Origin of the sequence: Citrobacter sp. C5_2, from assembly GCF_014596845.2 — a bacterium.
Taxonomy (GTDB): domain Bacteria; phylum Pseudomonadota; class Gammaproteobacteria; order Enterobacterales; family Enterobacteriaceae; genus Citrobacter; species Citrobacter werkmanii.
Genome location: NZ_CP115032.1, coordinates 740,897 through 767,612 on the forward strand (window position 1 = coordinate 740,897; position 26,716 = coordinate 767,612).

A 26,716-nucleotide genomic window follows, 5' to 3' on the forward strand; every position below is an offset into this window, starting at 1 on the left:
CGTGCCATACGGCGTTAATTTGCACCAATTTAACACAAGGGCGTTGAAACATCAGTCAAACGACCTTGAAATTCACATTTTAAACACTATTGGTTTCAGGACAGCACAATGCGTAAACCAGACAACTTGCCAATGACTTTCACTAAAAATGATGTAGAAATTATTGCACGAGAAACGCTATACCGCGGATTTTTTTCACTGGATCTTTATCGGTTCCGCCATCGCTTGTTTAACGGCGGTATGAGCGGTGAGGTAAAGCGCGAAATTTTTGAGCGCGGACACGCGGCAGTCTTGCTACCCTTTGACCCTGAGCGGGACGAAGTTGTGCTGGTCGAGCAGATCCGCATCGCGGCGTTTGATACCAGCGCAAGCCCATGGCTACTGGAAATGGTGGCCGGGATGATCGAAGAAGGCGAGAGCGTGGAAGATGTCGCGCGCCGTGAAGCGATGGAAGAAGCCGGGCTTAACGTTAAACGCGTAAAACCGGTGCTGAGTTATCTGGCAAGCCCAGGAGGCACCAGCGAACGCTCATCGATTATGGTGGGTGAAGTGGACGCCACGACCGCGAGCGGAATTCATGGTCTGGCTGATGAAAACGAAGATATTCGTGTTCATGTGGTGAGCCGGGAACAGGCTTACCAATGGGTAGAAGAGGGGATAATCGACAACGCGGCTTCTGTCATCGCCTTGCAATGGTTACAGCTGCACTATCAAGAGTTAAAAACTGAGTGGAAAAAATGAAGCGTTACACACCTGACTTCCCTGAAATGATGCGCCTGTGCGAAACCAATTATTCGCAATTGCGCCGCCTGTTGCCACGTAATGACGCAGCCGGCGAAACAGTGAGCTATCAGGTGGCAAACGCACAATATCGGTTAACGATCGTTGAATCGACCCGATACACTACCCTTGTCGCGATCGAACAAACGGCACCGGCTGTGACTTACTGGAGCCTGCCGTCCTTAACCGTGCGTCTGTATCATGATGCGAGGGTCGCTGAAGTGTGTTCAAGTCAGCAGATCTTTCGCTTCAAAGCGCGGTATGATTATCCAAATAAAAAGTTGCATCAACGCGACGAAAAGCATCAAATTAACCAGTTTCTGGCCGACTGGTTACGGTACTGTTTAGCACATGGAGCGATGGCGATTCCGGTTTATTAGCGTCGTGAAACCTAAGGACACCATTTGGAAAGCCTGTTAACCCTTCCTTTGGCTGGTGAGGCCAGAGTCAGGATCTTACAAATTACAGACACTCACCTGTTTGCCGAAAAGCATGAAACGCTGCTGGGTGTGAATACCTGGGACAGCTATCAATCCGTACTGGATGCAATACATGCGGAGTCGCCAGAGTTCGATCTGATCGTCGCGACTGGCGATTTGGCGCAGGATCAATCCGCTGCGGCTTATCAGCATTTTGCTGAGGGCATCGCAAGTTTTCGTGCGCCCTGCGTTTGGCTCCCGGGTAATCATGATTTTCAGCCTGCAATGTACAGCTCGCTGCAGGACGCGGGCATTTCCCCGGCTAAGCGCGTCTTCATTGGCGAACAGTGGCAAATCTTGTTGCTGGACAGCCAGGTGTTTGGCGTTCCCCACGGCGAGTTAAGCGAATTTCAGCTCGAATGGCTGGAGCGTAAACTTGCCGATGCGCCTGAACGCAATACCTTGCTGCTTCTGCATCATCATCCTCTGCCTGCGGGCTGCAGTTGGCTCGATCAGCACAGTCTGCGCAATGCCGCCGAACTGGACAACGTGCTGGTGAACTATCCGCGCGTGAAGTATCTGCTGTGTGGGCATATTCATCAGGAACTGGATCTGGACTGGAACGGTCGCCGCCTGTTGGCGACGCCATCGACCTGCGTGCAGTTTAAGCCGCATTGTTCTAATTTCACGTTAGATACCATCAGCCCCGGCTGGCGTACGCTGGAGCTATTTGCTGATGGTACGTTGCAGACTCAGGTGTGTCGTCTGCAGGGTAATCGGTTTCACCCTGATACCGCTTCAGAAGGTTACTGATGTCTACGCTTCTTTATCTTCATGGATTTAACAGTTCTCCTCGTTCGGCGAAGGCATGTTTGCTGAAAAGCTGGCTGGCGGAGCACCATCCGCACGTTGAGATGATTGTACCGCAGTTGCCGCCGTATCCTGCTCAGGCCGCAGAGATGCTGGAATCGATCGTTCTTGAGCATGGCGGCGAGTCGCTGGGGATTGTCGGTTCCTCGTTGGGCGGCTATTACGCCACCTGGCTGTCACAATGTTTTATGCTGCCAGCGGTGGTGGTGAACCCGGCGGTCCGGCCTTATGAACTGCTGGTCGACTATCTCGGTCAAAACGAGAACCCCTACACCGGGCAGCAATATGTGCTAGAGTCACGCCATATTTACGATCTTAAAGTCATGCAGATTGACCCGCTGGAAGCGCCGGATTTAATCTGGTTGCTCCAACAAACGGGCGATGAAGTGTTGGACTACCGCCAGGCGGTGGCGTATTACGCCTCCTGCCGCCAGACAGTTACTGAGGGCGGAAACCACGCATTCACGGGCTTCGAAGATTATTTCAACCAGATTGTCGATTTCCTTGGACTGCACAGTTTCTGACGATCAATTCGAATTGCTTATTTAAACCATGACGCAAACTTATAACGCTGATGCCATTGAGGTACTCACTGGGCTTGAGCCGGTACGCCGTCGCCCTGGGATGTACACCGATACGACCCGTCCGAACCACCTTGGGCAGGAAGTGATTGATAACAGTGTGGATGAAGCACTGGCGGGCCACGCAAAACGTGTGGACGTGATCTTACATGCCGACCAATCTCTGGAAGTCATTGATGATGGCCGCGGCATGCCAGTAGACATTCACCCTGAAGAAGGTGTTCCGGCGGTTGAGTTGATCCTCTGCCGTTTACATGCGGGTGGTAAGTTCTCCAATAAAAACTATCAGTTCTCTGGTGGCTTGCATGGGGTGGGTATCTCCGTGGTCAACGCTCTGTCGAAGCGTGTGGAAGTAAACGTGCGTCGCGACGGGCAGGTGTACAACATCGCGTTTGAGAACGGCGATAAGGTGCAGGATTTACAGGTTGTCGGGACCTGCGGTAAACGCAATACCGGAACCAGCGTGCACTTCTGGCCGGATGAAACCTTCTTCGACAGCCCGCGTTTTTCCGTTTCGCGCTTAACGCACGTCCTGAAAGCTAAAGCGGTATTGTGTCCGGGTGTCGAGATCACCTTTAAAGATGAGGTCAACAATAGCGAACAGCGCTGGTGCTACCAGGATGGTCTGAATGATTATCTGAGCGAAGCGGTGAATGGCCTGCCTACCCTGCCGGAAAAACCGTTTATCGGTAATTTTAGCGGTGAGACGGAAACTGTGGACTGGGCGCTGCTCTGGCTGCCGGAAGGCGGCGAGCTGCTGACCGAAAGCTATGTAAACCTGATCCCAACCATGCAGGGCGGTACGCATGTTAACGGTCTGCGTCAGGGCCTGCTGGATGCGATGCGCGAGTTCTGCGAATACCGCAATATCCTGCCGCGCGGCGTGAAGCTGTCGGCGGAAGATATCTGGGATCGCTGTGCCTATGTGCTGTCGGTAAAAATGCAGGATCCGCAGTTTGCCGGGCAAACCAAAGAGCGCCTCTCCTCGCGCCAGTGCGCGGCATTTGTCTCTGGGGTGGTGAAAGATGCCTTCAGCTTGTGGCTGAACCAGAACGTGCAGTCAGCCGAACTGCTGGCTGAGATGGCGATTTCCAGCGCCCAGCGTCGTCTGCGCGCGGCGAAAAAAGTGGTGCGTAAAAAGCTGACCAGCGGTCCGGCGCTGCCGGGGAAACTGGCAGACTGTACCGCACAGGATCTCAATCGCACCGAACTGTTCCTCGTCGAAGGTGACTCCGCGGGCGGATCGGCCAAACAGGCGCGCGATCGTGAGTATCAGGCGATCATGCCGCTCAAAGGTAAGATCCTCAATACCTGGGAAGTCTCTTCCGATGAAGTGCTGGCCTCGCAGGAAGTTCACGATATTTCGGTGGCGATCGGTATCGATCCGGACAGCGACGACCTGAGCCAGTTACGTTACGGTAAGATCTGTATCCTGGCGGATGCGGACTCCGATGGTCTGCACATCGCCACGCTGCTGTGCGCACTGTTTGTGAAACACTTCCGCACGCTGGTGAAACACGGTCACGTGTACGTGGCGCTGCCGCCGTTATACCGTATCGACCTCGGCAAAGAGGTGTATTACGCGCTGACGGAAGAAGAAAAAGCGGGCGTACTGGAACAGTTAAAGCGCAAGAAAGGCAAGCCGAACGTGCAGCGCTTTAAAGGTCTGGGTGAAATGAACCCGATGCAGTTGCGCGAAACCACGCTGGATCCGAACACCCGTCGCCTGGTGCAACTCATCATTGATGATGAAGACGATCAGCGCACCAACGCGGTAATGGATATGCTGCTGGCTAAGAAGCGTTCTGAAGATCGTCGTAACTGGTTGCAGGAGAAAGGCGACCTGGCGGATCTCGAAGGGTAAGGGGTATGTAGGCCGGATAAGGTGGTTTGTGCCGCCATCCGGCAAGGTCATCATGCCCGATGGCGTACGCTTATCTGGCCCGGCGGCCAGAACAATAATTTAAATCCCCGACTCCAGAATACGAATATTCATCTCCAGCACATCGCCTTTGACCGCTTCGCTGTAGGCTTTCATATGCGGAGTCTGCAAATGCGCTTCAAGGTGGGCGATGCTTTCCCACTGTTCAATCATGACGATTGAATCCGGGGCTGTAGTCTGAAAACTGACGCCAGCAGCATGATCGACCATCGGCGCGTAGCCGTGGCAACCTTCTTCCTGTAAAACGATCGGAACGATTTTAGCGAACTGATCCAGTACCGCCTGGCGGTGATGTTGACCTGGACGTGTACGGATTTCTGCAATAACGGTAAGCATGGTTAACTCCTTCTAATTCCAGGTTACCAGTTAACCAAAAATTTCGTTCAGATGCTTGCGATATTCTGCGATATAACGCGGGACATCCGGCATTTTAATCACGTCATTGGTGATAAAGGTCGGCAGCGCTTCCATTCCCAGGAACTGGTTTGCTTTATGGAATGGGAGATAAACGCCATCAACCCCAACGCCATGGAAGAACTGATCTTTTTCCGTGAAGGCTTCCATCGGCGCGTTCCAGGTCAGAGACAGCATGTATTTTTTGCCCTGAATCAGTCCGCCGGAACCGTATTTTTTTGACGCATCTGAACGCGTGCGCCCATCGCTGGCGTACAGCGTACCGTGCCCGGCAGTGAACACGTCATCAATGTATTTCTTCACCGTCCACGGCGCGCCCATCCACCAACCCGGCATTTGCCAGATAACGGCGTCTGCCCAGACGAAGTTCTGCACTTCTGCTTGCACATCATAGTCGCTGTCAGCGCGTACGACCCTAACATCATGCCCGAGGTCGCGCAGGATACCGTCCGCGACCTCGGTCAGGGTGTCATTCAATTGCCCATTAGAATGGCCAAATTTTTTCGCACCGTTGATAATCAGGATATTGCTCATTTTGTGTCCTCAAAGAATAACGTTTGAGGCCGATTCTACGCTGATGATCGGTACGGTGAAATTAGCAAAATGTGCAAAGTCTTTTGCTGACTGAGCAATAATAACGCAGTTACCAACTGATTTTAGCTTCAAAGCCGCCTTGCGGCGCATTACCAAACGAGGCTGACATTCTGTGTAAGGTCGCGATGCGACGGACAATTGACAGCCCCAGACCGCTGCCGGTCACGCTTTGCCCCGGTGGGCGATAAAAGCGTTCTCCAATGTGCATCAGAACTTCCGGCGCAATACCTGGACCATTATCTTTGACGCTAAAATTGCGGGCGTTGAGCGTCACTTCCACAATACTTCCCCGTGGACTATAGCGAATCGCATTATCCAGCAGATTTCGTACCATCAGGCTGAGTAACAGCGGTTGCCCGGTACATGTGATGCCGTGCGCGTTAATCTGCAAACGTACGTCAATATGCGCCTGCTGGGCCGAATGGTAGATATCCATCACCGAAGATTGCAGCAACTCCTCCAGCGAGATTTCCGCCACATCCTGAAGATTGTCGAGGGAGTCAAGGCGCGAAAGCGTCAGTAACTGATCGACCAGACGCGTGGCGCGATCGATCCCGGCCTGCATCTGCATTAAGGCTTTTCGCCTGGCCTGCGGGTCATCATCAGACAGTTGCGCCACTTCGGTTTGCACTTTCAGCGCCGTCAATGGACTACGCAACTCGTGAGCGGCATCTGAAGTAAAGCGCCGTTCACGCACCATGGTGGTATGAATACGGGTGAAAAGTTGGTTGAGTGATTCAACCAACGGGCGGACCTCGCCAGGAATGCCTTTCAAACTGAGTGGTTCTTCTGATTCCGGATCGCGTAAACGTAGCGCCTGCGCCAGTTTCTTCAGCGGCTTAAGTTCAAGACTTAACAACACAATCAGGATTAACAGCATCAGCGGCAGAGCGACCAACCACGGCACCAATTGTGCTGTCACAATCGCTAAAGCCATATCTTCACGATACTCCCATTCCTGGCCGACAACGATTCGATACTTTTTATCTGCGGAAGTCAGCCAGACAAAACGCCATTTATCGTTGTCGCCATTCAGATAGCCATCGTCAAAACCTTCCCGGCGATAGCTGTAGGGAATGTATTGGCCATTGTCGCCATCGTGAAGAACCATTTTCCCTTCTGGCGTGTAGGCCGCAAAGGTCAGTACATCGTCGTCAATATGACCATGTTTGAATTTTTTCGGGGTATGCGCGATGCGTTCAGAGGCTTTGAGTTCATCAAGATCCAGCGTGACCAGACGCTTGGCGAACAGCATTTGCTGCGTGTCGAACATCTCATTCACATTATCGGTGGTTTGCTTCCACGCGACAAAGCTGGAAATCAGCCAGGTCACTAAAACCAAAATCATGAAGATAAGCGTTAGCCTGATGCGCAGGCTGAGGCGTTGTGCGAGTTTCATGCGTCACCCAGGGTGTAGCCAATGCCATGCACGGTACGGATAAAGTCGCTGCCGAGCTTACGGCGTAAGTGATGGACGTGTACTTCAACCGCATTGCTGGAGACGTTTTCGTCCCAGGTATACAGTTTTTCTTCAATCAGTTTGCGGGGCAGGACGCGGCCCTTGTTACGCATAAGCAGCTCCAGCAGCGCGAACTCTTTGGGCTTAAGAGACAACGGTTCGCCAGCCGCCGTGGCGACCAGCGCGCCGGGATCAAGCGTCACCTCACCATGGCGTAATGTGTTGCTGGCCTGGCCGCTGGCACGACGCACCAGCGCCTCCAGCCTGGCGGCAACTTCAATCAACGCGAAGGGTTTACACAGATAGTCGTCCGCGCCCAGGCGTAAGCCTTCAACGCGTTCCGCCAGCGCGTCGCGGGCGGTCAGGATCAGCACCGGTTCCTGCTTCCCGTTGGCTCGCCACTCGCGCAGGATATCCCGTCCGTCTATGCCTGGCAGCGTCAGGTCGAGGATTACCGCATCATACGGGGCACTGTAGAGTGCTTCTTTCCCCTGACGTCCTTCGGTAAACCAGTCGATGCTAAAACCCATTTTACTCAGACCGGTTTTAAGGCCATCGCCAATCAACGTATCATCTTCAACCAGTAAAATGCGCATATATTCTTCCCTGCGAAAACTCTCTTTGCCGTCAGTAAACCTTGTCGCCGCCACATCTGTACAGCAAAAAAGAATCTTTTTTTTCCTTAAGAACTTGTTAAGGATTAACTTATTTAATAGTCGTAAACCAACATGAAAGGGAGACATGACGATGAAAAAATTAGCTGCAATGGTTGCCGTAATGGCACTGTGTTCCGCACCTGTTCTGGCAGCGCAGCAGGGCGGCTTCTCTGGGCCAACGACGACCACGCAAAGCCAAAGCGGCGGGTTTGTCGGCCCGAACGGCAGCATCACGACGGTAGCAAGTGCTAAATCGCTGCGCGATGACGCGTGGGTTACTTTGCGTGGGAACATCGTTGAGCGTATTTCCGACGATTTGTATGTGTTTAAAGATGCGACCGGCACGGTGAATGTGGATATTGACCATAAGCGCTGGAACGGCGTAACCGTAACCCCGCAGGATGTGGTTGAGATCCAGGGCGAAGTGGATAAAGACTGGAACTCCGTTGAAATCGACGTGAAACAGATTAGCAAAGTTGCTAAATAATCCCCATCAGGGCCGCATTCGCGGCCCTTTTCTTTGTGACTCAACACGCCAGATAGGGTAGTATCTGCGGCAATATTGCCCTTCAATAGAGGGGTACAAAGTTGAGGAACCACGATTAATGAGCGATATGGCAGAGCGCCTGGCGCTGCATGAATTCACGGAAAACGCCTATCTGAACTACTCCATGTACGTCATCATGGACAGGGCGTTGCCATTTATTGGCGATGGTTTGAAACCCGTTCAGCGTCGCATTGTGTATGCAATGTCCGAACTGGGGCTGAATGCCAGCGCCAAATTTAAAAAATCCGCCCGTACCGTCGGTGACGTGCTGGGTAAATACCACCCGCACGGCGACATCGCCTGCTATGAAGCGATGGTGCTGATGGCGCAGCCGTTCTCTTACCGTTATCCGCTGGTTGATGGTCAGGGAAACTGGGGGGCGCCGGACGATCCCAAGTCCTTCGCGGCGATGCGTTATACCGAATCCCGCTTGTCTAAATATGCGGAAGTCCTGCTGGGTGAACTCGGTCAGGGAACGTCGGACTGGGTGCCAAACTTCGACGGCACCATGCAGGAGCCAAAGATGCTGCCTGCGCGTCTGCCAAATATTCTGCTGAACGGTACGACCGGTATTGCCGTTGGTATGGCGACGGACATTCCGCCGCATAACCTGCGAGAAGTCGCCAAAGCGGCGATTACGCTGATTGAGCAGCCGAAAACAACGCTCGATCAACTGCTGGACATCGTGCAGGGGCCGGATTACCCGACCGAAGCCGAGATTATTACCTCGCGTGCGGAAATTCGTAAGATTTACGAAAACGGACGCGGCTCCGTGCGTATGCGCGCGGTATGGACGAAAGAAGATGGCGCGGTGGTGATTTCCGCGCTGCCGCATCAGGTTTCCGGGGCAAAAGTGCTGGAGCAGATCGCTGCTCAAATGCGCAACAAAAAGCTGCCGATGGTTGACGACCTGCGTGACGAATCGGATCACGAAAACCCGACCCGTCTGGTGATTGTCCCACGCTCCAATCGCGTGGATATGGAACAGGTAATGAACCACCTGTTTGCCACCACCGATCTGGAAAAAAGCTACCGTATCAACCTGAACATGATTGGCCTCGACGGTCGCCCGGCGGTGAAAAACCTGCTGGAGATCCTCACCGAATGGCTGGCGTTCCGCCGTGATACCGTGCGTCGTCGCCTGAACTATCGTCTGGAAAAAGTGCTTAAGCGCCTGCATATCCTTGAAGGTTTGCTGGTGGCGTTCCTCAACATTGACGAAGTGATCGAGATTATTCGTCATGAAGATGAACCTAAGCCTGAGCTGATGTCGCGGTTTGGCATTTCTGAAACGCAGGCTGAAGCTATCCTTGAGCTGAAATTGCGCCATCTTGCCAAACTCGAAGAGATGAAAATCCGCGGTGAGCAGGATGAACTGGCGAAAGAGCGCGATCAACTGCAGGCCATTCTCGCTTCCGAGCGTAAAATGAATAACCTGCTGAAGAAAGAGCTGCAGGCCGATGCCGAGGCCTATGGCGACGATCGCCGCTCCCCGCTGCAGGAACGCGAAGAAGCGAAGGCGATGAGCGAGCACGACATGCTGCCGTCTGAGCCAGTGACCATTGTATTGTCTCAGAGTGGTTGGGTGCGTAGCGCCAAAGGCCACGACATTGATGCGCCAGGATTAAGCTATAAAGCGGGCGACAGCTTTAAGTCGGCAGTGAAGGGCAAGAGCAACCAGCCGGTGGTGTTCGTTGACTCGACCGGACGCAGCTACGCCATCGACCCGATTACGCTGCCGTCGGCACGTGGTCAGGGCGAACCATTGACCGGTAAGCTCACGCTGCCGCCGGGCGCGACGGTGGAGCATATGCTGATGGAAGGCGACGATCAGAAACTGCTGATGGCATCCGATGCGGGCTACGGTTTTGTCTGTACTTTCAACGATCTGGTAGCACGTAACCGTGCGGGTAAGGCATTGATTACGCTGCCTGAAAATGCGCGGGTTATGCCGCCGGTGGTGATTGAAGATGAAACCGATATGCTGCTGGCGATAACGATGGCCGGTAGGATGTTGATGTTCCCGGTGAGCGATTTGCCGCAACTGTCGAAAGGCAAAGGGAACAAGATTATCAATATCCCTTCAGCAGAAGCGGCGAAAGGCGAAGATGGCCTGGCGCTGCTCTATGTGCTGCCGCCGCAAAGCACGCTGACTATTCACGTCGGTAAACGCAAAATTAAACTGCGTCCTGAAGAGTTGCAGAAAGTGACCGGCGAACGTGGTCGTCGTGGCACGCTGATGCGTGGTCTACAGCGTATCGATCGCATTGAAATTGACTCGCCTCGACGCGCCAGTCAGGGCGACAGCGAAGAATAACGCGACTGCCCGGCTCTCCCTGCTTTCGCTCAGGGAGAGCCAACGTTAAAATTTCCCGTAAAACCGTTGTTTATTCGTGCGTTGCGATTAACAATACGCTTTTCCAGAGAGCCGCCTTAACAAAGCCCTAACCTGATGCAGAGTTATGTATCCGGTGACGTAAAATGCCAGGCTCTTAGGCCTTAGAGGTTGTTATGTTATATATTTTTCGTTTAATCATTACTGTTATTTATTGCATTCTGGTCTGTATTTTCGGTTGTATATACTGTCTGTTCAGCCCACGGAATCCAAAACACGTCGCAACGTTCGGTCATATGTTTGGCCGCCTGGCTCCCCTTTATGGCCTGAAGGTCGAGTGCCGCATGCCGGCAGACGCGCAGAATTATGGTAATGCTATCTATATTTGTAACCATCAGAACAACTATGACATGGTTACCGCTTCGAATATCGTTCAGCCGCCGACGGTAACGGTGGGTAAAAAAAGCCTGCTGTGGATCCCGTTCTTCGGGCAGCTGTACTGGTTAACCGGTAACCTGTTGATCGACAGAAACAACCGTGCTAAAGCGCACAGCACCATTGCAGCCGTGGTGAACCATTTCAAAAAACGTCGTATTTCTATCTGGATGTTCCCGGAAGGGACGCGCAGCCGCGGCCGTGGTCTGCTGCCGTTTAAAACCGGCGCGTTTCATGCGGCGATTGCTGCAGGCGTTCCGGTCATTCCAGTCTGCGTTTCTACAACCTCGAACAAGATCAAATTAAACCGACTCAATAATGGTCTGGCGATTGTAGAGATGCTGCCGCCGGTGGATATTAGCCACTTTGGTAAAGATCAGGTTCGTGAACTGGCAGCGCATTGCCGCTCGCTGATGGAACAAAAAATCGCAGAACTCGATAAAGAAGTTGCTGAGCGGGAAGCCGCCGGTAAGGTTTAATCCGCACAATTCGGGTTTTTTACAGGAAAAGATTTCCTGCGTGTTAATCGCCAGTTTTTCATGGAGTTTATATGTCATTCAGTCGGCGTCAGTTCATTCAGGCATCGGGGATCGCACTGTGTGCAGGTGCTGTTCCGCTGAAGGCTAATGCTGCCGGTCAGCAACAACCGTTACCTGTGCCTCCACTGCTGGAGTCTCGTCGGGGGCAGCCGTTATTTATGACGCTGCAACGCGCGCATTGGTCCTTTACACAAGGCACGCGCGCGCCTGTCTGGGGGATTAACGGCCGCTACCTGGGACCGACAATTCGCGTCTGGAAAGGGGATGACGTCAAGCTTATTTACAGCAATCGTCTGACAGAAAATGTCTCGATGACCGTCGCCGGATTACAGGTACCTGGTCCGCTGATGGGGGGCCCGGCGCGCATGATGTCCCCTAATGCGGATTGGGCGCCAGTGCTGCCGATCCGCCAGAATGCCGCCACGCTGTGGTATCACGCCAATACGCCAAATCGTACTGCCCAGCAGGTCTATAACGGTCTTGCCGGGATGTGGCTGGTTGAAGATGAGGTCAGTAAATCCCTGTCTATTCCCAACCATTACGGTGTGGATGATTTTCCGATCATTATCCAGGACAAGCGTCTGGACAACTTTGGGACGCCGGAATACAGCGAACCCGGCAGCGGCGGTTTTGTTGGGGATACGCTTCTGGTTAATGGGGCGCAAAGTCCTTATGTCGAAGTCTCCCGCGGCTGGGTACGCTTGCGTTTGCTGAACGCGTCAAACTCGCGTCGTTACCAACTGCAAATGAGTGATGGCCGTGCGCTGCATGTAATTTCCAGCGATCAGGGCTTTTTACCCGCGCCTGTTTCATTGAAACAGCTCTCGCTGGCGCCAGGCGAACGTCGTGAGATCCTGGTGGATATGACTAACGGTAATGAGGTCTCTATTACCTGTGGCGAGGCCGCCAGCATTGTCGACAGGATCCGGGGATTCTTTGAACCATCGAGTATTCTTATCTCCACGCTGGTGCTGACTCTGCGACCAACCGGCCTTCTGCCGCTGGTGACTGACAGCCTGCCAATGCGCCTGCTGCCAACCGAGATCCTCAGCGGTTCGCCGATTCGCAGCCGTGATATCAGCCTGGATGACGATCCGGGGATCAACGGTCAGTTGTGGGACGTCAACCGCATGGATATTACCGCGCAGCAGGGTACCTGGGAGCGCTGGACGGTGCGGGCGGATATGCCGCAGTCTTTCCATATTGAGGGCGTCTCGTTCCTGATCCGTAATGTGAACGGCGCGATGCCGTTCCCGGAAGACAGAGGCTGGAAAGATACCGTTTGGGTAGATGGTCAGGTCGAGCTACTGGTTTATTACGGTCAGCCTTCCTGGGCGCATTTCCCGTTCTACTTTAACAGCCAGACGCTGGAAATGGCGGATCGTGGCTCGATCGGTCAGATCCTGGTGAACCCGGCGCCGTAACGCGCCGGGGTTTGCGTTACGCCCGCCAGAACATGCGCGAAAACAGGATCAGTATGGGGTAAATCTCCAGACGCCCCATGATCATGGCCGCGCACATCAGCAGCTTTGCCTCCTCATTTAACGTGCCAAACGTCGTGGCGGTAACGCCAAATCCCAGCCCCATATTGTTGATGCAGGCGGCGACGGTGGCGAAAGAGGAGAAGAGATCGTAGCCCATCAGATTGAGCGCCCAGATAAAAAAGCTGGTGAACAAAACGTAGAGAAAGAAAAAACTCCATACCGAACGCACCACCCTGTCGCTTACCACGCTGTTACCCACTTTGATGTTCAGCAGGGCGCGAGGATGCGCGAGCTGGTGTAATTCCTGGCGGCACTGCTTGAACATAATCAAAAAGCGCAGCACTTTAATTCCTCCGCACGTCGATCCCACACAACCGCCGAAGAAGCTGGCGCTAAGCAGCATGAAGATCGTGTGCGAGGGCCACTGCGCGTAATCCGCCGTTGACAGGCCATTATCCGTCAGCATGGAGCTGGCCAGAAAAAAGGCATGCACCAGGCTGTCCGTTAGCCCGTACATACCCGCCCGCCAGACCTGCCAGGTGGCGATCAGCGTGACCACCAGCGCAATTAGCAGAAAGAAACGCAGCTCGGCATTACGACGAAAGGGCTTGAAGGTACGTTTTACAATAGCAACGTACCAGAGGGTGAAGTTAAACGCGGATAACAGTGAAAACAGTCCGGCGATAAGTTCTATAGCGTGGCTGTTATAAAAGCCGATGCTCTCGCTGCGAGTGGAAAATCCGCCGAGAGAGACCGTCGACAGCCCGTGGCATAAGGCGTCGAAAAACGACATCCCGGCAGCCCAGTAGGCCAGAGTACAAATAAGACCCAGAATGACGTAGGTCAACCACAGCGTACGTGCGGTATCGGCAAGCCTTGGCGTGAGGCGTTCTTCTTTGAAGGGGCCAGGCATTTCAGACTGATACAGTTTCATGCCGCCAATACCCAGCAGCGGTAATACCGCCACGGCGAGGACAATAATGCCCAGGCCGCCAATAAAATTGAGCTGAGCACGATAGTAAAGATACGATTTCGGCAAGGCGCTGACGTCGTCAATCACCGTTGCGCCAGTGGTGGTAATCCCGGAAACCCCTTCGAACAGGGCATCGGCAAAGGAGAGATTTAAGCCATCGTCCATCCACATCGGCATTGCGCTAATAAACGAAAACAGTAGCCAGAACAAAACGATAATGACGAATCCATCCCGGGTTCTCAGTTGAATTCCCGCATGTTTGGTTGCCAGCCACGCCCCGCCGCCGAGGGTAAAGAAAGTCATAAATGTGCTGAAAAATGCGAAAAAGCTCCGCTCTTTATTTAACAGAGCGATGGTCATCGGCGGCAGCATGGAGAAGCTGTAGAGAAGAACCAGAAATCCGCACAGGTGAACAACAACCCGTAACTGGGAAATATGCAGTGAATCGTTGAGTCGCAATGAAAAATCCCCCGCCGAAAAGAGTGATCTCAGTTGGCCGGCATGGTGTTAATTATGATTGATAAAAATGGCTGTCGTAAAATTTAACAATTTATACAACTTTCTACTGGTCTGGTTCAGACTCCACTTCATTTCTTGCCGACATACAGCGTATAATCCCCGGCCTTTGATTATTTTTTTACCATTTTTGGAAGCACTATGAGCGCAATATCCCTGATCCAACCGGACAGAGACCTTTTCTCCTGGCCGCAGTACTGGGCTGCCTGTTTTGGCCCGGCACCGTTTTTGCCGATGTCACGTGACGAAATGGACCAACTTGGCTGGGATAGCTGCGACATCATTCTGGTGACCGGCGATGCCTACGTCGACCACCCAAGCTTTGGTATGGCGATTTGTGGCCGTATGCTGGAAGCTCAGGGCTTTCGCGTCGGAATTATCGCCCAGCCGGAGTGGAACAACAAAGACGATTTTATGCGTTTGGGTAAACCGAACCTGTTCTTTGGTGTGACCGCTGGCAACATGGACTCGATGATCAACCGTTATACCGCCGATCGCCGACTGCGCCATGATGATGCCTACACGCCGGACAACGTGGCGGGTAAACGTCCGGACCGCGCCACGCTGGTCTATACCCAGCGCTGTAAAGAAGCATGGAAAGATGTGCCGGTTATTCTTGGCGGCATTGAGGCCAGCCTGCGCCGCACCGCGCACTACGATTACTGGTCTGATACCGTTCGCCGCTCCGTTTTGGTGGATTCGAAAGCCGATATGCTGATGTTCGGCAACGGCGAACGTCCGCTGGTGGAAGTGGCGCATCGTCTGGCGATGGGGGAAACTATCGATCAGATCCGCGATGTGCGTAACACCGCTATTATGGTTAAAGAAGCGTTGCCGGGCTGGAGTGGGGTGGATTCTACGCGTCTCGACACGCCAGGCAAGATTGACCCGATCCCGCATCCTTACGGTGAAGATCTGCCGTGTGCTGATAACAAACCTGTCGCGCCGAAAAAGCAGGAAGCGAAAGCGGTCACCGTGCAGCCGCCGCGTCCGAAACCGTGGGAAAAAACCTACGTGCTGCTACCGTCCTTCGAAAAAGTGAAGGGCGATAAAGTGCTGTATGCGCATGCGTCGCGTATCCTGCACCACGAAACTAACCCAGGCTGCGCGCGTGCGCTGATGCAAAAGCATGGCGATCGCTACATCTGGATCAACCCGCCAGCTATTCCGCTGTCTACCGAAGAGATGGACAGCGTCTTTGCGTTACCGTACAAACGTGTACCGCATCCGGCGTATGGCGACAGCCGTATTCCGGCCTATGAGATGATCCGTTTCTCGATCAACATTATGCGTGGCTGCTTTGGTGGCTGCTCGTTCTGTTCGATAACAGAGCACGAAGGCCGTATCATCCAGAGTCGCTCTGAAGATTCGATCATCAATGAAATCGAAGCCATTCGCGACACCGTCCCGGGCTTTACCGGCGTGATTTCCGATCTTGGCGGTCCAACGGCGAACATGTATATGCTGCGCTGTAAGTCACCGCGTGCGGAGCAAACCTGCCGTCGTCTGTCATGCGTCTATCCGGATATTTGTCCGCACATGGATACCAATCATGAGCCGACAATTAACCTCTATCGCCGGGCGCGTGATCTCAAAGGCATTAAAAAGATCCTTATCGCATCCGGTGTGCGCTATGACATTGCGGTGGAAGACCCACGCTACATCAAAGAACTGGCTACCCATCACGTGGGCGGCTATCTGAAGATTGCGCCAGAGCATACTGAAGAAGGCCCGCTGTCGAAGATGATGAAGCCGGGGATGGGCAGCTACGATCGCTTCAAGGAATTGTTCGATACCTACTCTAAACAGGCCGGTAAAGAGCAGTACCTGATCCCGTATTTTATCTCCGCACACCCGGGTACGCGTGATGAGGATATGGTGAATCTGGCGCTGTGGCTGAAACAACGTCGTTTCCGTCTGGATCAGGTGCAGAACTTCTATCCATCGCCGTTGGCGAACTCCACAACCATGTATTACACCGGGAAAAACCCGTTGGGTAAAATTGGTTATAAGAGTGAAGACGTGGTGGTGCCGAAAGGTGATAAGCAGCGTCGTCTGCATAAAGCCCTGTTGCGCTACCACGATCCAGCCAACTGGCCATTGATCCGCCAGGCGCTGGAAGATATGGGTAAAAAGCATCTGATCGGCGGGCGTCGCGAATGTCTGGTTCCGGCGCCTACGCTGGAAGAGATGCGCGAAGCGCGTCGCCAGAACCGTCATACTCGTCCGGCGCTGACCAAACACACGCCAGTGGCGCACCAGCGTCAGACGCCTGCCGCGAACAAAAAACGCGGGAAAGTGGCGGGACGTTAATCTTTCTTGCCCGGATAAGGTGCTTGCACCGCTATCGGGCAGAAGAGATCAGTATTTATGCCTCACGAATTCTGGCCGCTAATGCGGCCAGTTTTTCGTCATCAGCCCGTTCATGATCGTGTGACGACAGATATCCTTCATACTGCTCGAAAAATTTGTTCTGCCGCGATTCAATCGGTTTCCAGTGGGTTAAATTGCCAGTACCGTGCATAGGACTTAATTTACTGTGCACATGGTCTACGCCGAAACCTTCGAAGAACATTCCCGTACGACTAACATCCGGGAAAGCCTTATCCAGTTTCTTAGCCACTTTTTGGGTCGCCAGCATCAGGTCCGCTAACGCCTGCGGCGGCATATCGAAGGCATAGCTCGGGTAATGTTTTTTCGGGATCACCACGGTAAAACCGTCGGTGTTCGGGAAAATCGACAGAAAAGCCAGGTGGTGCTCGTCTTCCCATACCTTATGGCAGGGCGCTTTGCCTTCAACAATTTGACAGAAAATACAGGTCATTCCTTTTCTCCGCAGGTAAGGTATTCCTCAGAACGCAGTCAGTTTAGTACAGACCCAACACCTTCCACCACATCAGACCCACGGTAATAAAGACCGCCTGGTTAAACAGGCTGATGATAAATCCTGTGCGCCACCAGACGCCCGTTGGAACGTACCCTGCGCCAAACAGAATTGGACCGCGAGCATGAGTGTACTGGGTGAGCGAGCAGTACAAACTGCTGGTGAAGGCCAGCATTAGCGCCGTGGGGGCCGCGGGAATATTCAGATGCAGCCCGACGCCGAGGAAAACGGCATACAGCGCGGCAATCTGCGCATTTCCGCTGGCAAAAAAGTAGTGGGTATAGAAATAGGCGGCGTTCAGCAGTAGCAGGACGATCACCCAACTGGTCCCGTGCATAGTACTGCTCAGGCTATCGCCAATCAGATTGCCAAACCAGGTGGTGAAGCCCAGTTTTTTCAACTGATTCGCCATCATCAGTAGCGCGGCAAACCAAATCAGCGTATCCCATGCCCCTTTCTCACTTTTGACGTCCTCCCAGCTCAGTACGCCGCTCAGCAATAAAATCGACAGCCCTACAAACGAGGCGGTGGTGGCGTCAACGCCCAGCGTATCGCCAAAAATCCACAGCACCAGCAGTACGCCGACGGTTGCCAGCATCAGCCATTCACCGCGTGACATGCGGCCCATTTCCGCCAGCTCTTTGCGCGCCAGGTTAGGGGCATCCGGCGTGTGTTTGATTTCCGGGCGCACCAGCCAGTAGACCAGTAGCGGAACGAGCAGCAAAGAGACCAGACAAGGTAGCAGCGCCGCCATAAACCAGCCGCCCCAGGTCAGCGTAACCCCGGCGTTGGCCGCCAGTTTTACTGCCAGCAGGTTGCCGGTATAGCCGGTCATAAACAGTGCTGCCGTCACGTCGTTGACGTTGCCAATACAGGTGATAAGAAAGGTGCCGATTTTACTGCGGGACTCATCTTCCGGGTTCGAATGGAAACTACGCGCCAGAGAGTCGGCAATCGGATAGATGACGCCGCCGCAGCGCGCCGTATTACTCGGCATAGCGGGAGAGAGGATCAGATCGGCAAAAGCCAGACCGTAGGCGAGTCCCAGCGTGCGCTTGCCGAGCAGGCGGATCATCTGCAATGCAATGCGTCGTCCGAGGCCGGTTTTGATAAACCCACGGGCAATCATAAAGGCCACGACGATAAGCCAGATAAGTGAGCTGTTCAGTTCGCTGAGTGCCGTGGTGATGGCGCCGCTGGCGGTTTTATCCCCGGCAGCATAGGCGAGCGCGAACACCGTAATACCAATAATGCCGACCGCGCCGATGGGTAAGACTTTCGCCACAATAGAGGCGATGGTGGCAACGAAGATAATTGCCGAATGCCAGGCTGGCGCACTTAACCCAGTGGGGGGAGTAAGCTGCCAGAGACCGGCAGAAATGAGTACTATAAGAATTAATGGGAGCCATTTGACGCCATTACTTTTTTTATCAGCCACGATTACGCACCTATAGGTGTGGTAAATATATTCATCGAATGAATATATTTATTGAATAATTAACAGGTTATGTTGCGTAATGCTGCTCCAGCGACTGCAAGAAATACATCAATATATGTATGTTAATTGTTTCCTGATATTTCATTGCCAGCAAGGCCCGACGGGAGTGTCGGGCCGGAGAGAAGAGATTAACCGCCGAACTGGTCCGGGTCTGGTCCCAGCCGTCTGCCCTGATCGAGTTTCGCGATTTCGCCTAATTCTTCTTTATCCAGGCGGAAGTCCCAGACGTTAAAGTTTTCAGCGATACGGGCAGGCGTCACCGATTTCGGAATAACCACCAGACCGTTATCCAGATGCCAGCGGATGACAATCTGCGCTGGTGATTTACCATATTTCTCTGCGAGGTCACGGATGATCTTTTGGTCGAAGACGTCTTTCCCGCCCTGCGCCAATGGACTCCAGGATTCGGTCTGGATCTTATGCGTGGCGTTCCAGGCATGAAGCTGGCGCTGCTGCATAAGTGGGTGCAGTTCTATCTGGTTGATCACGGGATGAACGCCAGTTTCATCGATCAGGCGCTGGAGATGATTGATCTGAAAGTTGCACACGCCGATGCTCTTAATCAGCCCTTCTTTTTGCAGATCGATCATGTTTTCCCACGCTTCAACGTAGTGATCGATCGCCGGAACAGGCCAGTGCATCAGGTAAAGATCGAGGTAATCGAGCTGGAGTTTCTCCATGCTTTCGAGTAAGGCTTCCCGGGCGCGTTTCTGATCATCATTCCACAGCTTGGTGGTGATGAATAACTCTTCCCGCGGCACGCCGGCATTACGTATCGCTTTGCCGACACCTTCTTCGTTTTTATATGCGGCGGCGGTATCAATCGAACGATAACCCACTTCCAGTGCTTTATGGATAGCGGTAATGACTTCTTCGTTGCTTGCCTTCCAGACCCCCAGGCCCAGTTGCGGCATGACGTTACCATCCTGTAGCTTGATAATGGTTGGACCGGTCATAATTCCCCCCTGGATTACAGTCACCGGAGCAAGCTCCGGTGAGTTAGGTGTGACTTAAGTCTGGTATAAATACCCAAAAACGAAAGGCGGAGGTTAAAAAACCTTAGCGGGCAGCTTCGTAAATCCGACGGCTGACGTCGAGCGTAATGTCCTGATGTTCACCCAGTTTCGTACCGCCGTGCGCTTGCAGTTTTTCCAGCAGCGCCGGGATGGAGCTACCGTCCAGACCGTAGTCAGACAAGCGAGTTGGTACGCCCATTTGTTCGAAGAAAGCACGGGTAGCGGCAATGGCGGCATCGATACGCTGGTCTTCGGAACCTTCGGTGATATTCCAGATACGCTCTGCGTATTGCAGTAGTTTGGCACGCTTGGTATCGCGTTTTTCATTCCACAGCGCAGGCAGAACGATGGCCAGCGTTTGCGCATGATCCAGACCATGCATCGCGGTCAGTTCGTGGCCCAGCATATGGGTTGCCCAGTCCTGCGGTACGCCTGCGCCAATCAGGCCGTTCAGCGCCTGGGTTGCCGCCCACATCACGTTCGCACGCACGTTGTAGTTTTCCGGCTCCTGCAAGGCTTTCGGACCTTCTTCGATCAGCGTAAGCAGAATGCCTTCGGCAAAGCGATCCTGAATTTTCCCGTCGACCGGATAAGTTACATACTGCTCAACGGTATGCACGAAGGCATCTACAACGCCGTTCGCAACCTGACGTGGCGGCAGGGTATAGGTGTAAACCGGATCCAGAACGGCAAATACCGGTTGTACAAACGGGGTCATAAAGGCCAGTTTGTCGCCGGTGGTTTTCCGCGAGATGACCGCGCCGGAGTTAGATTCAGAACCGGTGGCGGGCAGGGTTAATACGGAGCCCATCGGGATGGCGCTTTTTACGTCGTTGCCGTGAGTTTCCAGAATACGCCATGGGTCGATGCCGTCAGCGTACTGTGCTGCTGCCGCGATGAATTTGGTGCCGTCCAGTACCGAACCGCCGCCCACTGCCAGCAGGAACGTTACTTTTTCATCACGCACGAGCTTTACCGCATTCATTAGCGTTTCATAAGACGGGTTTGGCTCAATACCGCCAAACTCCAGCACGTCCAGGCCTTTCAGTGCATCCTGAACCTGTGCCAGGACACCGGTTTTTTTCACACTGCCGCCGCCGTAGGTAATCAGTACGCGGGCATCCTGAGGGATTTGGTCGCGCAGCTCTGCAATAGCGCCTTTACCGAACAGAATTCGGGTTGGGGTATGGAGATTAAAATTGTTCATTGCTCGTTCCCTTGTGTGGGTAAAAAAGAGGGCAGGAGAGTGTCTGCCGGATGATGAACATTGTGGTCGCCAGCCGCGCTGCTCTCAATGCTCATTTCTGCCGATGTCTTGCCCATTTCTACAGACTGCTGGAGAAAACGGATAAATCTGCGCATTATGTCAGGGGCGCAAACCGATGATGAAATGGTGCTTTATGAACCGTGAAGAGATCTGCCTTCTGCTGACAGATAAAATTAAGCAGCTGAAAAATAATGAAAATAAACTCAGTGCATTGCTGCCAGATGTCCGCCTGCTGCACGGAACGGTGCCAGCGGCGCGCACACCGGTCATGTATCAGCCAGGCATCATATTTCTCTTCTCTGGACATAAAATTGGTTATATCAATGAACGTGTATTTCGTTATGACGCCAATGAATACTTGCTGCTAACCGTACCTTTACCCTTTGAATGTGAAACGTATGCGACACCGGAGGTTCCGTTGGCCGGAATTTACCTGAATGTCGATATCCTGCAATTGCAGGAGCTGTTGATGGACATTGGAGAAGACGAGCTGTTTCAGCCTGCTATGGCGGCCAGTGGGATTAACTCCGCGACGCTTTCAGACGAAATTCTCTGCGCCGCTGAGCGCCTGTTGGATGTGATGGAACGCCCGCTGGATGCGCGTATTCTCGGCAAACAGATCATTCGTGAGATCCTCTACCATGTGCTGACCGGGCCGCGCGGCGGCGCGTTACTTGCGCTGGTCAGTCGTCAGACGCATTTCAGCTTGATAAGCCGGGTGCTGAAGCGGATTGAAACCAAATACACCGAAAATCTCAATGTAGAGCAGCTGGCGGCAGAGGCGAACATGAGCGTGTCGGCGTTTCATCATAATTTTAAAGCGGTGACCAGCACGTCGCCGCTGCAATATCTTAAAAGCTATCGTCTGCATAAAGCGCGGATGATGATGATTCATGACGGGATGAAGGCCAGTGCGGCAGCCATGCGCGTTGGCTATGAGAGCGCATCGCAGTTTAGTCGGGAGTTCAAACGTTTCTTTGGCGTGACGCCGGGGGAAGATGCGGCCAGAATTCGGATGATGCAGGGGAGTTGATTTCTTGTCCGTCTGAAAGGTACACCGTAGGCCTTAAAGCTGCGCGCCATAAGGCAAAATGCCGGAGATTATCCGGCCTACGGATGCGACTCAGGCGCTACAGTATTTTTTTTTAATCACCACGAACAGGGTTCCCAACAGACCTGCGGTTAACAGGGCAATCGGTAGGATCATTAAAAAGGTCATCACCTGATCTTCATGGCGTTTAACGAACGGGATCATGCTCAGCGCGTAGCCAAAGCTGGTGACGACGGTGACCCACAGCAGGCCGCTCAACCAGTTAAAAAACTGGAATCGACGGTTAGGCAACCCTGAAATTCCCGCCATAGTCGGCAGCAAGGTACGTACGAACGCCAGGAAGCGCCCGGCCAGCAGCGCCATCAGGCCGTGTTGGTCAAACATGCAGGTGGCGCGCTGATGATATTTTTCAGGTAATTGCGCCAGCCAGCCTTTTACCGTTCGTGTGTTGCCCAGCCAGCGTCCCTGAATGTAACTGAGCCAGCAGCCCAGGCTGGCGGCGGCGGTCAGAATAGCTATGGTAGGTAAAAAACTCATCACGTCCTGGGCGATCAGCGCCCCAGCCAGCAATAACAGGCTGTCTCCGGGTAAAAAGGAGGCGGGCAGCAGGCCATTTTCTAAAAACAGTGTGGCGAACATGACGAAGTACACCACGCTCACAACGTGTGGATCCGCCAGCGCGGCAAAGTCGTGTTGCCAGAGCGCGGAGACAATATCTTGAATAACTACCATGGACTTTCCTGTGGAACAGCGTTTATGTGTGGATTGTACTCCTGAATTGTCCGGGATGCCTTGATCCCGGACGCAACAATTGCAGACTTTTCCACCAGAAGTGTCTGCATATATGTCCATCTATGGCAATGTTACTCGATTCGGGCAAATCCTGCGGCTAAATCGGCAATCAGATCGTCAACATTCTCTAAACCGATATGCAAACGGATAAGCGTTCCGCTGAAGTCCACCTCGCCTTGCGGACGGATTGCCGCAATGTGCTCCGGCTGGTTGGCGAGAATCAGCGACTCAAAACCGCCCCAGGAGTAGGCCATGCTGAACAGGCTGAAGTGATCCAGATACGCGGCTAACTCTTCATTATTTAGCTTCTTATTCAATACAAAGGAGAATAGCCCGCTGCTGCCGGTAAAATCACGTTTCCAGAATTCATGGCCTTTACTGCCGGGCAGCGCCGGGTGATTAACGCGGGCGACCTGTGGGTGGTTGGACAGCCACTCGGCGACCTTTAAGCTGCTTTCATGATGCTGGCGTAAGCGTACGCTCAGCGTGCGTAATCCACGGCTGGTCATATAGGCGGTATCGGCGTCGAGCATTTGTCCCATCAGATAGGCATTTTCGCGCAGTTGATCCCAGCAACGGGCATTGGATACCGCTGTGCCGACCATGCCGTCGGAATGACCAATCAGGTATTTCGTACCCGCCTGAATCGAGATATCGATACCGAAATCCAGCGCCTTGAACAGCACGCCGGCAGCCCAGGTGTTATCAATTATGATGACTGCATCAGGCGCAACGCTTCTGACGGCGGCTACAATTGCCGGCACATCATGTACCTCCATGGTGACGGAGCCGGGTGATTCCAGAAAGACAACTTTGGTGTTCGGCTGAATGTGCTTCACAATATCGGCACCAACCAGCGGATCAAACCAGCCCGTTGAGACGCCTAGTTTGCCGAGAATTTTGGTGCAGAAGTCCTGGCTGGGCTCATAGGCGGTATTGGTCATCAACACATGATCGCCTTGTTCAACAAAGGCAAGGATGGTGTTGGCAACGGCTGCCGCGCCGCAAGGGAACAACGCGCAGCCCGCGCCGCCTTCCAGTTCGCACATGGCTTCCTGCAGCGAAAAATGCGTCAGGGTTCCACGACGTCCGTAGAAAAGCGCACCGTTAGCACGGTTGCGCGTGGCCTGCTTTTTGGCCTCAACGCTGTCAAACACCAGCGAAGAAGCGCGCTGGATCACGCTATTTACCGAGCCCAGCGTGTACTTTTTACTGCGTCCTGCGTGCACGAGTTTGGTTTCAAGTTGTTTATCTGCCATGGTGTATTACCTGTTTTTATACGTCTGGATGTCTAAACTACCATGAATCAAAGATGACGCATCCTGCAGAAAGGTCATACAGTAGAAAATAATCTCAAAATGCTTCTGGTGACTTTTTTACTGCGTAAGCGCAAGGAAAAGAAACCAAAGGTGCGGCAATATGTAAATAGTAATGAGAACGACTATCAATTCGACGTTGTTTTGATATGATTACGCTTAGATTTTGTGATTTGCGTCCTGGAGATACAGAGTGGGTAATAATTTGATGCAGACGGACCTTTCCGTCTGGGGTATGTATCAGCACGCCGATATCGTGGTTAAGTGCGTGATGATTGGGCTGATTTTAGCGTCAGTGGTCACCTGGGCTATCTTCTTTAGTAAGAGCCTTGAGTTCTTTACTCAGAAACGCCGTCTTAAGCGTGAACAGCAACTGCTGGCGGATGCCCGCTCTTTAGACCAGGCAAACGAGATTGCCGCAGGATTCGATGCTAAAAGCCTTGGCGCACAGTTGATTTATGAAGCGCAGAACGAGCTGGAACTGTCGCAAGGCAGTGACGACAACGAAGGTATTAAAGAGCGCACCGGTTTCCGTCTGGAGCGTCGTGTGGCGGCGGTAGGTCGTCATATGGGACGCGGTAACGGATACCTGGCCACCATCGGGGCAATCTCGCCATTCGTGGGTCTGTTCGGTACGGTATGGGGCATCATGAACAGCTTCATTGGGATCGCACAAACCCAAACCACCAACCTGGCCGTTGTTGCGCCGGGCATTGCAGAAGCGCTGTTAGCGACCGCTATTGGTCTGGTTGCGGCGATTCCTGCGGTCGTCATCTACAATATTTTCGCACGTCAGATTGGCAGCTATAAAGCGATGCTGGGCGATGTCGCGGCGCAGGTGCTGTTGCTGCAAAGCCGCGATCTGGACCTGAACGCCAGCGCCTCCGCGCATCCGGTACGTGCTGCGCAGAAATTACGTGTAGGGTAATGTTCCATGGCAATGAGCTTTAATGAAAACCTGGACGATAACGGTGAAATGCATGAAATCAACGTGACGCCGTTTATCGACGTTATGTTGGTTTTGTTGATCATCTTTATGGTGGCCGCGCCGCTGGCAACAGTGGATGTTAAGGTGAATCTTCCTGCCTCCACCAGTACGCCGCAGCCGCGTCCCGAAAAACCGGTTTATCTGTCAGTCAAAGCCGATAAGAGTATGTTTATCGGCAACAATCAGGTGACGGATGAAACCATGATTAGCGAGCTCAATACGCTGACAGAAGGGAAGAAAGACACCACAATTTTCTTCCGCGCGGATAAGACCGTCGATTATGAAACCATGATGAAGGTAATGGACTCGCTGCATCAGGCGGGTTTCCTGAAGATTGGTCTGGTCGGTGAAGAGACCGTGAAAGCGAAGTAACTTTCTCGCCGGGTAGTGGTTTCACCTACCCGGCCTGCTTATCCTGATTCCACGCCCCACAAACCTGTTCTTATCTGTTTTCATCCAACGCGACCGTGGTTATTCTGGTCGGTTCGTAGCTGCCTTCGGACAGCTTGCGCGTCAGGCGTAAGGTGGCCGTTTCTCGCGCGAGTATATGCTGGTAGGTGCTCTCTAGCCGGGCCATGATTTTATCCCGCAGTTCGGGTTGTTGGGCTATGATGGCCTCAATCGCGGCGCCATAGATCTCTTCTTTCGCCTGTAGCGCATAAATTTCACGGCGATTTTGCCATTTCATCCGCACCAGCGCGGCGGGTATAGAAACCATTTCCTGGGCAACGCTTTCCAGTGTTGCGTTTTTATTGGCAATCAGGATGGCTAAATTCTGCTTTAAGACAAACTCATCACTTTTATGGTCATCTAAAGCCAAATAAACATTATTATCCTCAACATCTTTCATTTTATTTCTCTTCCAGAGAATAAAAAATAGGATCGCTGGATTCGCGGGTAATTAAATTAAGCCAAATTTTATTGCCTTGCTCATTAATGATGGCTGTTTTTTCGGTCAAAATTTTACTTAATTCTTGTGCATTAATGTCGCCTTCTGCTTGCAATGAATTGAGCAAGCGCGTGAATGACTCAATCTTTGCCGCGCAAAACAAACGCTCTTTTAAATGACGGTCGCACTCTTCAAACAACATATTGCGCGCCTGGCCGGTCGCTGTAGCGCTGATCAAAATATCTGCTTCATAATCGCTTAATGTTCTCTTTCCCTGAGTCAAATTTTCACTGTTTTCTGTGGGGAAGGTATTAGTCGATGTTTGAGATAAATGATAATGCGCGGGAACAAGATGCTCGGGAAGCATGTTGAAATATCCTTTGATGCCAATACTGTATTGTTTTTAATATGTCAGGCTGCGTTGACAATAGCATGGCGTAATTTTAAAATCAAAAAAAATGGAGCCAGTAT

At 52.8% G+C, this 26,716-nt stretch carries 26 protein-coding genes; 13 read left to right on the top strand and 13 right to left on the bottom strand.

Annotated features, from left to right (window positions below):
- The first annotated feature begins 108 nt into the window (after positions 1 to 108).
- Genes nudF through parE form a run of 5 tightly spaced genes read left to right on the top strand, consistent with a single transcriptional unit; the run spans position 109 to position 4,514 of the window.
- Positions 109 to 741 (top strand): ADP-ribose diphosphatase, encoded by a 633-nt coding sequence (gene nudF / locus ICA20_RS03640; protein WP_038633920.1) that lies wholly within the window; start codon positions 109 to 111, stop codon positions 739 to 741.
- On the top strand, positions 738 to 1,160 hold the full coding sequence (locus ICA20_RS03645) for a DUF1249 family protein (protein ID WP_003024582.1): 423 nt from the start codon (positions 738 to 740) through the stop codon (positions 1,158 to 1,160). The genes nudF and ICA20_RS03645 overlap by 4 nt, the downstream gene beginning before the upstream one ends.
- 24 nt (positions 1,161 to 1,184) lie before the next feature.
- On the top strand, positions 1,185 to 2,012 hold the full coding sequence (cpdA, locus tag ICA20_RS03650; RefSeq protein ID WP_069324348.1) for a 3',5'-cyclic-AMP phosphodiesterase: 828 nt from the start codon (positions 1,185 to 1,187) through the stop codon (positions 2,010 to 2,012).
- A complete protein-coding gene (gene yqiA / locus ICA20_RS03655) occupies positions 2,012 to 2,593 on the top strand; it encodes an esterase YqiA (protein ID WP_038633915.1) in 582 nt (193 codons plus the stop codon). Before cpdA ends, yqiA begins: the two co-directional genes overlap by 1 nt.
- Before the next feature lie 28 nt (positions 2,594 to 2,621).
- Positions 2,622 to 4,514: a DNA topoisomerase IV subunit B gene (gene parE / locus ICA20_RS03660; RefSeq protein WP_005123094.1), complete on the top strand. Its 1,893-nt coding sequence runs from the start codon at positions 2,622 to 2,624 to the stop codon at positions 4,512 to 4,514.
- A gap of 99 nt (positions 4,515 to 4,613) precedes the next feature.
- Here the strand turns inward: parE and ICA20_RS03665 are convergent, their stop codons facing one another.
- The 4 genes from ICA20_RS03665 to qseB all read right to left on the bottom strand — a co-directional run bounded on the left by ICA20_RS03665 (position 4,614) and on the right by qseB (position 7,655).
- On the bottom strand, positions 4,614 to 4,928 hold the full coding sequence (locus ICA20_RS03665) for a putative quinol monooxygenase (protein ID WP_038633910.1): 315 nt from the start codon (positions 4,926 to 4,928) through the stop codon (positions 4,614 to 4,616).
- 30 nt (positions 4,929 to 4,958) lie between these two features.
- Entirely contained in the window at positions 4,959 to 5,540 is a 582-nt protein-coding gene (locus ICA20_RS03670; RefSeq protein ID WP_006688047.1) for an NAD(P)H-dependent oxidoreductase, read from the bottom strand.
- Between the two features lie 109 nt (positions 5,541 to 5,649).
- Complete coding sequence (gene qseC, locus ICA20_RS03675) at positions 5,650 to 6,999, bottom strand: quorum sensing histidine kinase QseC (RefSeq protein ID WP_038633902.1); 1,350 nt, start codon at positions 6,997 to 6,999, stop codon at positions 5,650 to 5,652.
- Entirely contained in the window at positions 6,996 to 7,655 is a 660-nt protein-coding gene (gene qseB / locus ICA20_RS03680; protein WP_032940770.1) for a quorum sensing response regulator transcription factor QseB, read from the bottom strand. Before qseB ends, qseC begins: the two co-directional genes overlap by 4 nt.
- 151 nt (positions 7,656 to 7,806) lie before the next feature.
- Between qseB and ICA20_RS03685 the strand changes: the two genes are divergently transcribed.
- The 4 genes from ICA20_RS03685 (at position 7,807) to ftsP (ending at position 12,995) form a co-directional block, all read left to right on the top strand.
- A complete protein-coding gene (locus ICA20_RS03685) occupies positions 7,807 to 8,202 on the top strand; it encodes a YgiW/YdeI family stress tolerance OB fold protein (RefSeq protein ID WP_038633899.1) in 396 nt (131 codons plus the stop codon).
- Between the two features lie 118 nt (positions 8,203 to 8,320).
- Positions 8,321 to 10,579, top strand: a complete 2,259-nt coding sequence (gene parC, locus ICA20_RS03690; protein WP_038633896.1) for a DNA topoisomerase IV subunit A — start codon at positions 8,321 to 8,323, stop codon at positions 10,577 to 10,579.
- A gap of 194 nt (positions 10,580 to 10,773) precedes the next feature.
- Positions 10,774 to 11,511 carry a 1-acylglycerol-3-phosphate O-acyltransferase gene (gene plsC / locus ICA20_RS03695; protein ID WP_038633894.1) on the top strand — a complete coding sequence of 246 codons (738 nt, stop codon included), beginning with the start codon at positions 10,774 to 10,776 and terminating at the stop codon, positions 11,509 to 11,511.
- A 71-nt stretch (positions 11,512 to 11,582) separates the two neighbouring features.
- Positions 11,583 to 12,995: a cell division protein FtsP gene (gene ftsP / locus ICA20_RS03700; RefSeq protein WP_038633892.1), complete on the top strand. Its 1,413-nt coding sequence runs from the start codon at positions 11,583 to 11,585 to the stop codon at positions 12,993 to 12,995.
- Positions 12,996 to 13,011: 16 nt separating this feature from the next.
- On the opposite strand, the gene ICA20_RS03705 is transcribed toward ftsP, so the two are convergent.
- A complete protein-coding gene (locus tag ICA20_RS03705; protein WP_038633889.1) occupies positions 13,012 to 14,487 on the bottom strand; it encodes a TrkH family potassium uptake protein in 1,476 nt (491 codons plus the stop codon).
- A 198-nt stretch (positions 14,488 to 14,685) separates the two neighbouring features.
- On the opposite strand from ICA20_RS03705, the gene ICA20_RS03710 reads away from it, so the two are divergent.
- Complete coding sequence (locus tag ICA20_RS03710; protein ID WP_003024532.1) at positions 14,686 to 16,857, top strand: YgiQ family radical SAM protein; 2,172 nt, start codon at positions 14,686 to 14,688, stop codon at positions 16,855 to 16,857.
- A gap of 55 nt (positions 16,858 to 16,912) precedes the next feature.
- Here ICA20_RS03710 and ICA20_RS03715 read toward each other — a convergent pair whose 3' ends face one another.
- From ICA20_RS03715 to yqhD, 4 genes are all read right to left on the bottom strand, one after another.
- A complete protein-coding gene (locus ICA20_RS03715) occupies positions 16,913 to 17,368 on the bottom strand; it encodes an HIT family protein (RefSeq protein ID WP_038633885.1) in 456 nt (151 codons plus the stop codon).
- 43 nt (positions 17,369 to 17,411) lie between these two features.
- Entirely contained in the window at positions 17,412 to 18,866 is a 1,455-nt protein-coding gene (locus ICA20_RS03720; RefSeq protein ID WP_038633882.1) for a DASS family sodium-coupled anion symporter, read from the bottom strand.
- Positions 18,867 to 19,054: 188 nt separating this feature from the next.
- Positions 19,055 to 19,882: a 2,5-didehydrogluconate reductase DkgA gene (gene dkgA / locus ICA20_RS03725; protein WP_038633879.1), complete on the bottom strand. Its 828-nt coding sequence runs from the start codon at positions 19,880 to 19,882 to the stop codon at positions 19,055 to 19,057.
- Positions 19,883 to 19,985: 103 nt separating this feature from the next.
- Positions 19,986 to 21,149 (bottom strand): alcohol dehydrogenase, encoded by a 1,164-nt coding sequence (gene yqhD / locus ICA20_RS03730; RefSeq protein WP_038633876.1) that lies wholly within the window; start codon positions 21,147 to 21,149, stop codon positions 19,986 to 19,988.
- Between the two features lie 193 nt (positions 21,150 to 21,342).
- Between yqhD and ICA20_RS03735 the strand changes: the two genes are divergently transcribed.
- A complete protein-coding gene (locus ICA20_RS03735; RefSeq protein WP_139815576.1) occupies positions 21,343 to 22,242 on the top strand; it encodes an AraC family transcriptional regulator in 900 nt (299 codons plus the stop codon).
- Positions 22,243 to 22,332: 90 nt separating this feature from the next.
- Here the strand turns inward: ICA20_RS03735 and yghB are convergent, their stop codons facing one another.
- Positions 22,333 to 22,992: a DedA family general envelope maintenance protein YghB gene (gene yghB / locus ICA20_RS03740; protein WP_003024510.1), complete on the bottom strand. Its 660-nt coding sequence runs from the start codon at positions 22,990 to 22,992 to the stop codon at positions 22,333 to 22,335.
- Positions 22,993 to 23,123: 131 nt separating this feature from the next.
- Positions 23,124 to 24,311, bottom strand: coding sequence for a cystathionine beta-lyase (gene metC / locus ICA20_RS03745; protein ID WP_038633870.1), 1,188 nt, complete (start codon positions 24,309 to 24,311; stop codon positions 23,124 to 23,126).
- A 250-nt stretch (positions 24,312 to 24,561) separates the two neighbouring features.
- Here metC and exbB point away from each other — a divergent pair, with 250 nt between their 5' ends.
- A complete protein-coding gene (exbB, locus tag ICA20_RS03750; protein WP_038633867.1) occupies positions 24,562 to 25,296 on the top strand; it encodes a tol-pal system-associated acyl-CoA thioesterase in 735 nt (244 codons plus the stop codon).
- A 6-nt stretch (positions 25,297 to 25,302) separates the two neighbouring features.
- Complete coding sequence (exbD, locus tag ICA20_RS03755) at positions 25,303 to 25,728, top strand: TonB system transport protein ExbD (protein WP_038633864.1); 426 nt, start codon at positions 25,303 to 25,305, stop codon at positions 25,726 to 25,728.
- A gap of 70 nt (positions 25,729 to 25,798) precedes the next feature.
- Here exbD and ICA20_RS03760 read toward each other — a convergent pair whose 3' ends face one another.
- Both ICA20_RS03760 and ICA20_RS03765 read right to left on the bottom strand, forming a co-directional pair.
- The gene (locus tag ICA20_RS03760) at positions 25,799 to 26,206 is read right to left on the bottom strand and encodes a hypothetical protein (protein ID WP_038633861.1); all 408 of its coding nucleotides are present in this window, start codon (positions 26,204 to 26,206) and stop codon (positions 25,799 to 25,801) included.
- A 1-nt stretch (position 26,207) separates the two neighbouring features.
- Positions 26,208 to 26,612 carry a hypothetical protein gene (locus tag ICA20_RS03765; protein ID WP_038633858.1) on the bottom strand — a complete coding sequence of 135 codons (405 nt, stop codon included), beginning with the start codon at positions 26,610 to 26,612 and terminating at the stop codon, positions 26,208 to 26,210.
- Positions 26,613 to 26,716: the final 104 nt, after the last annotated feature.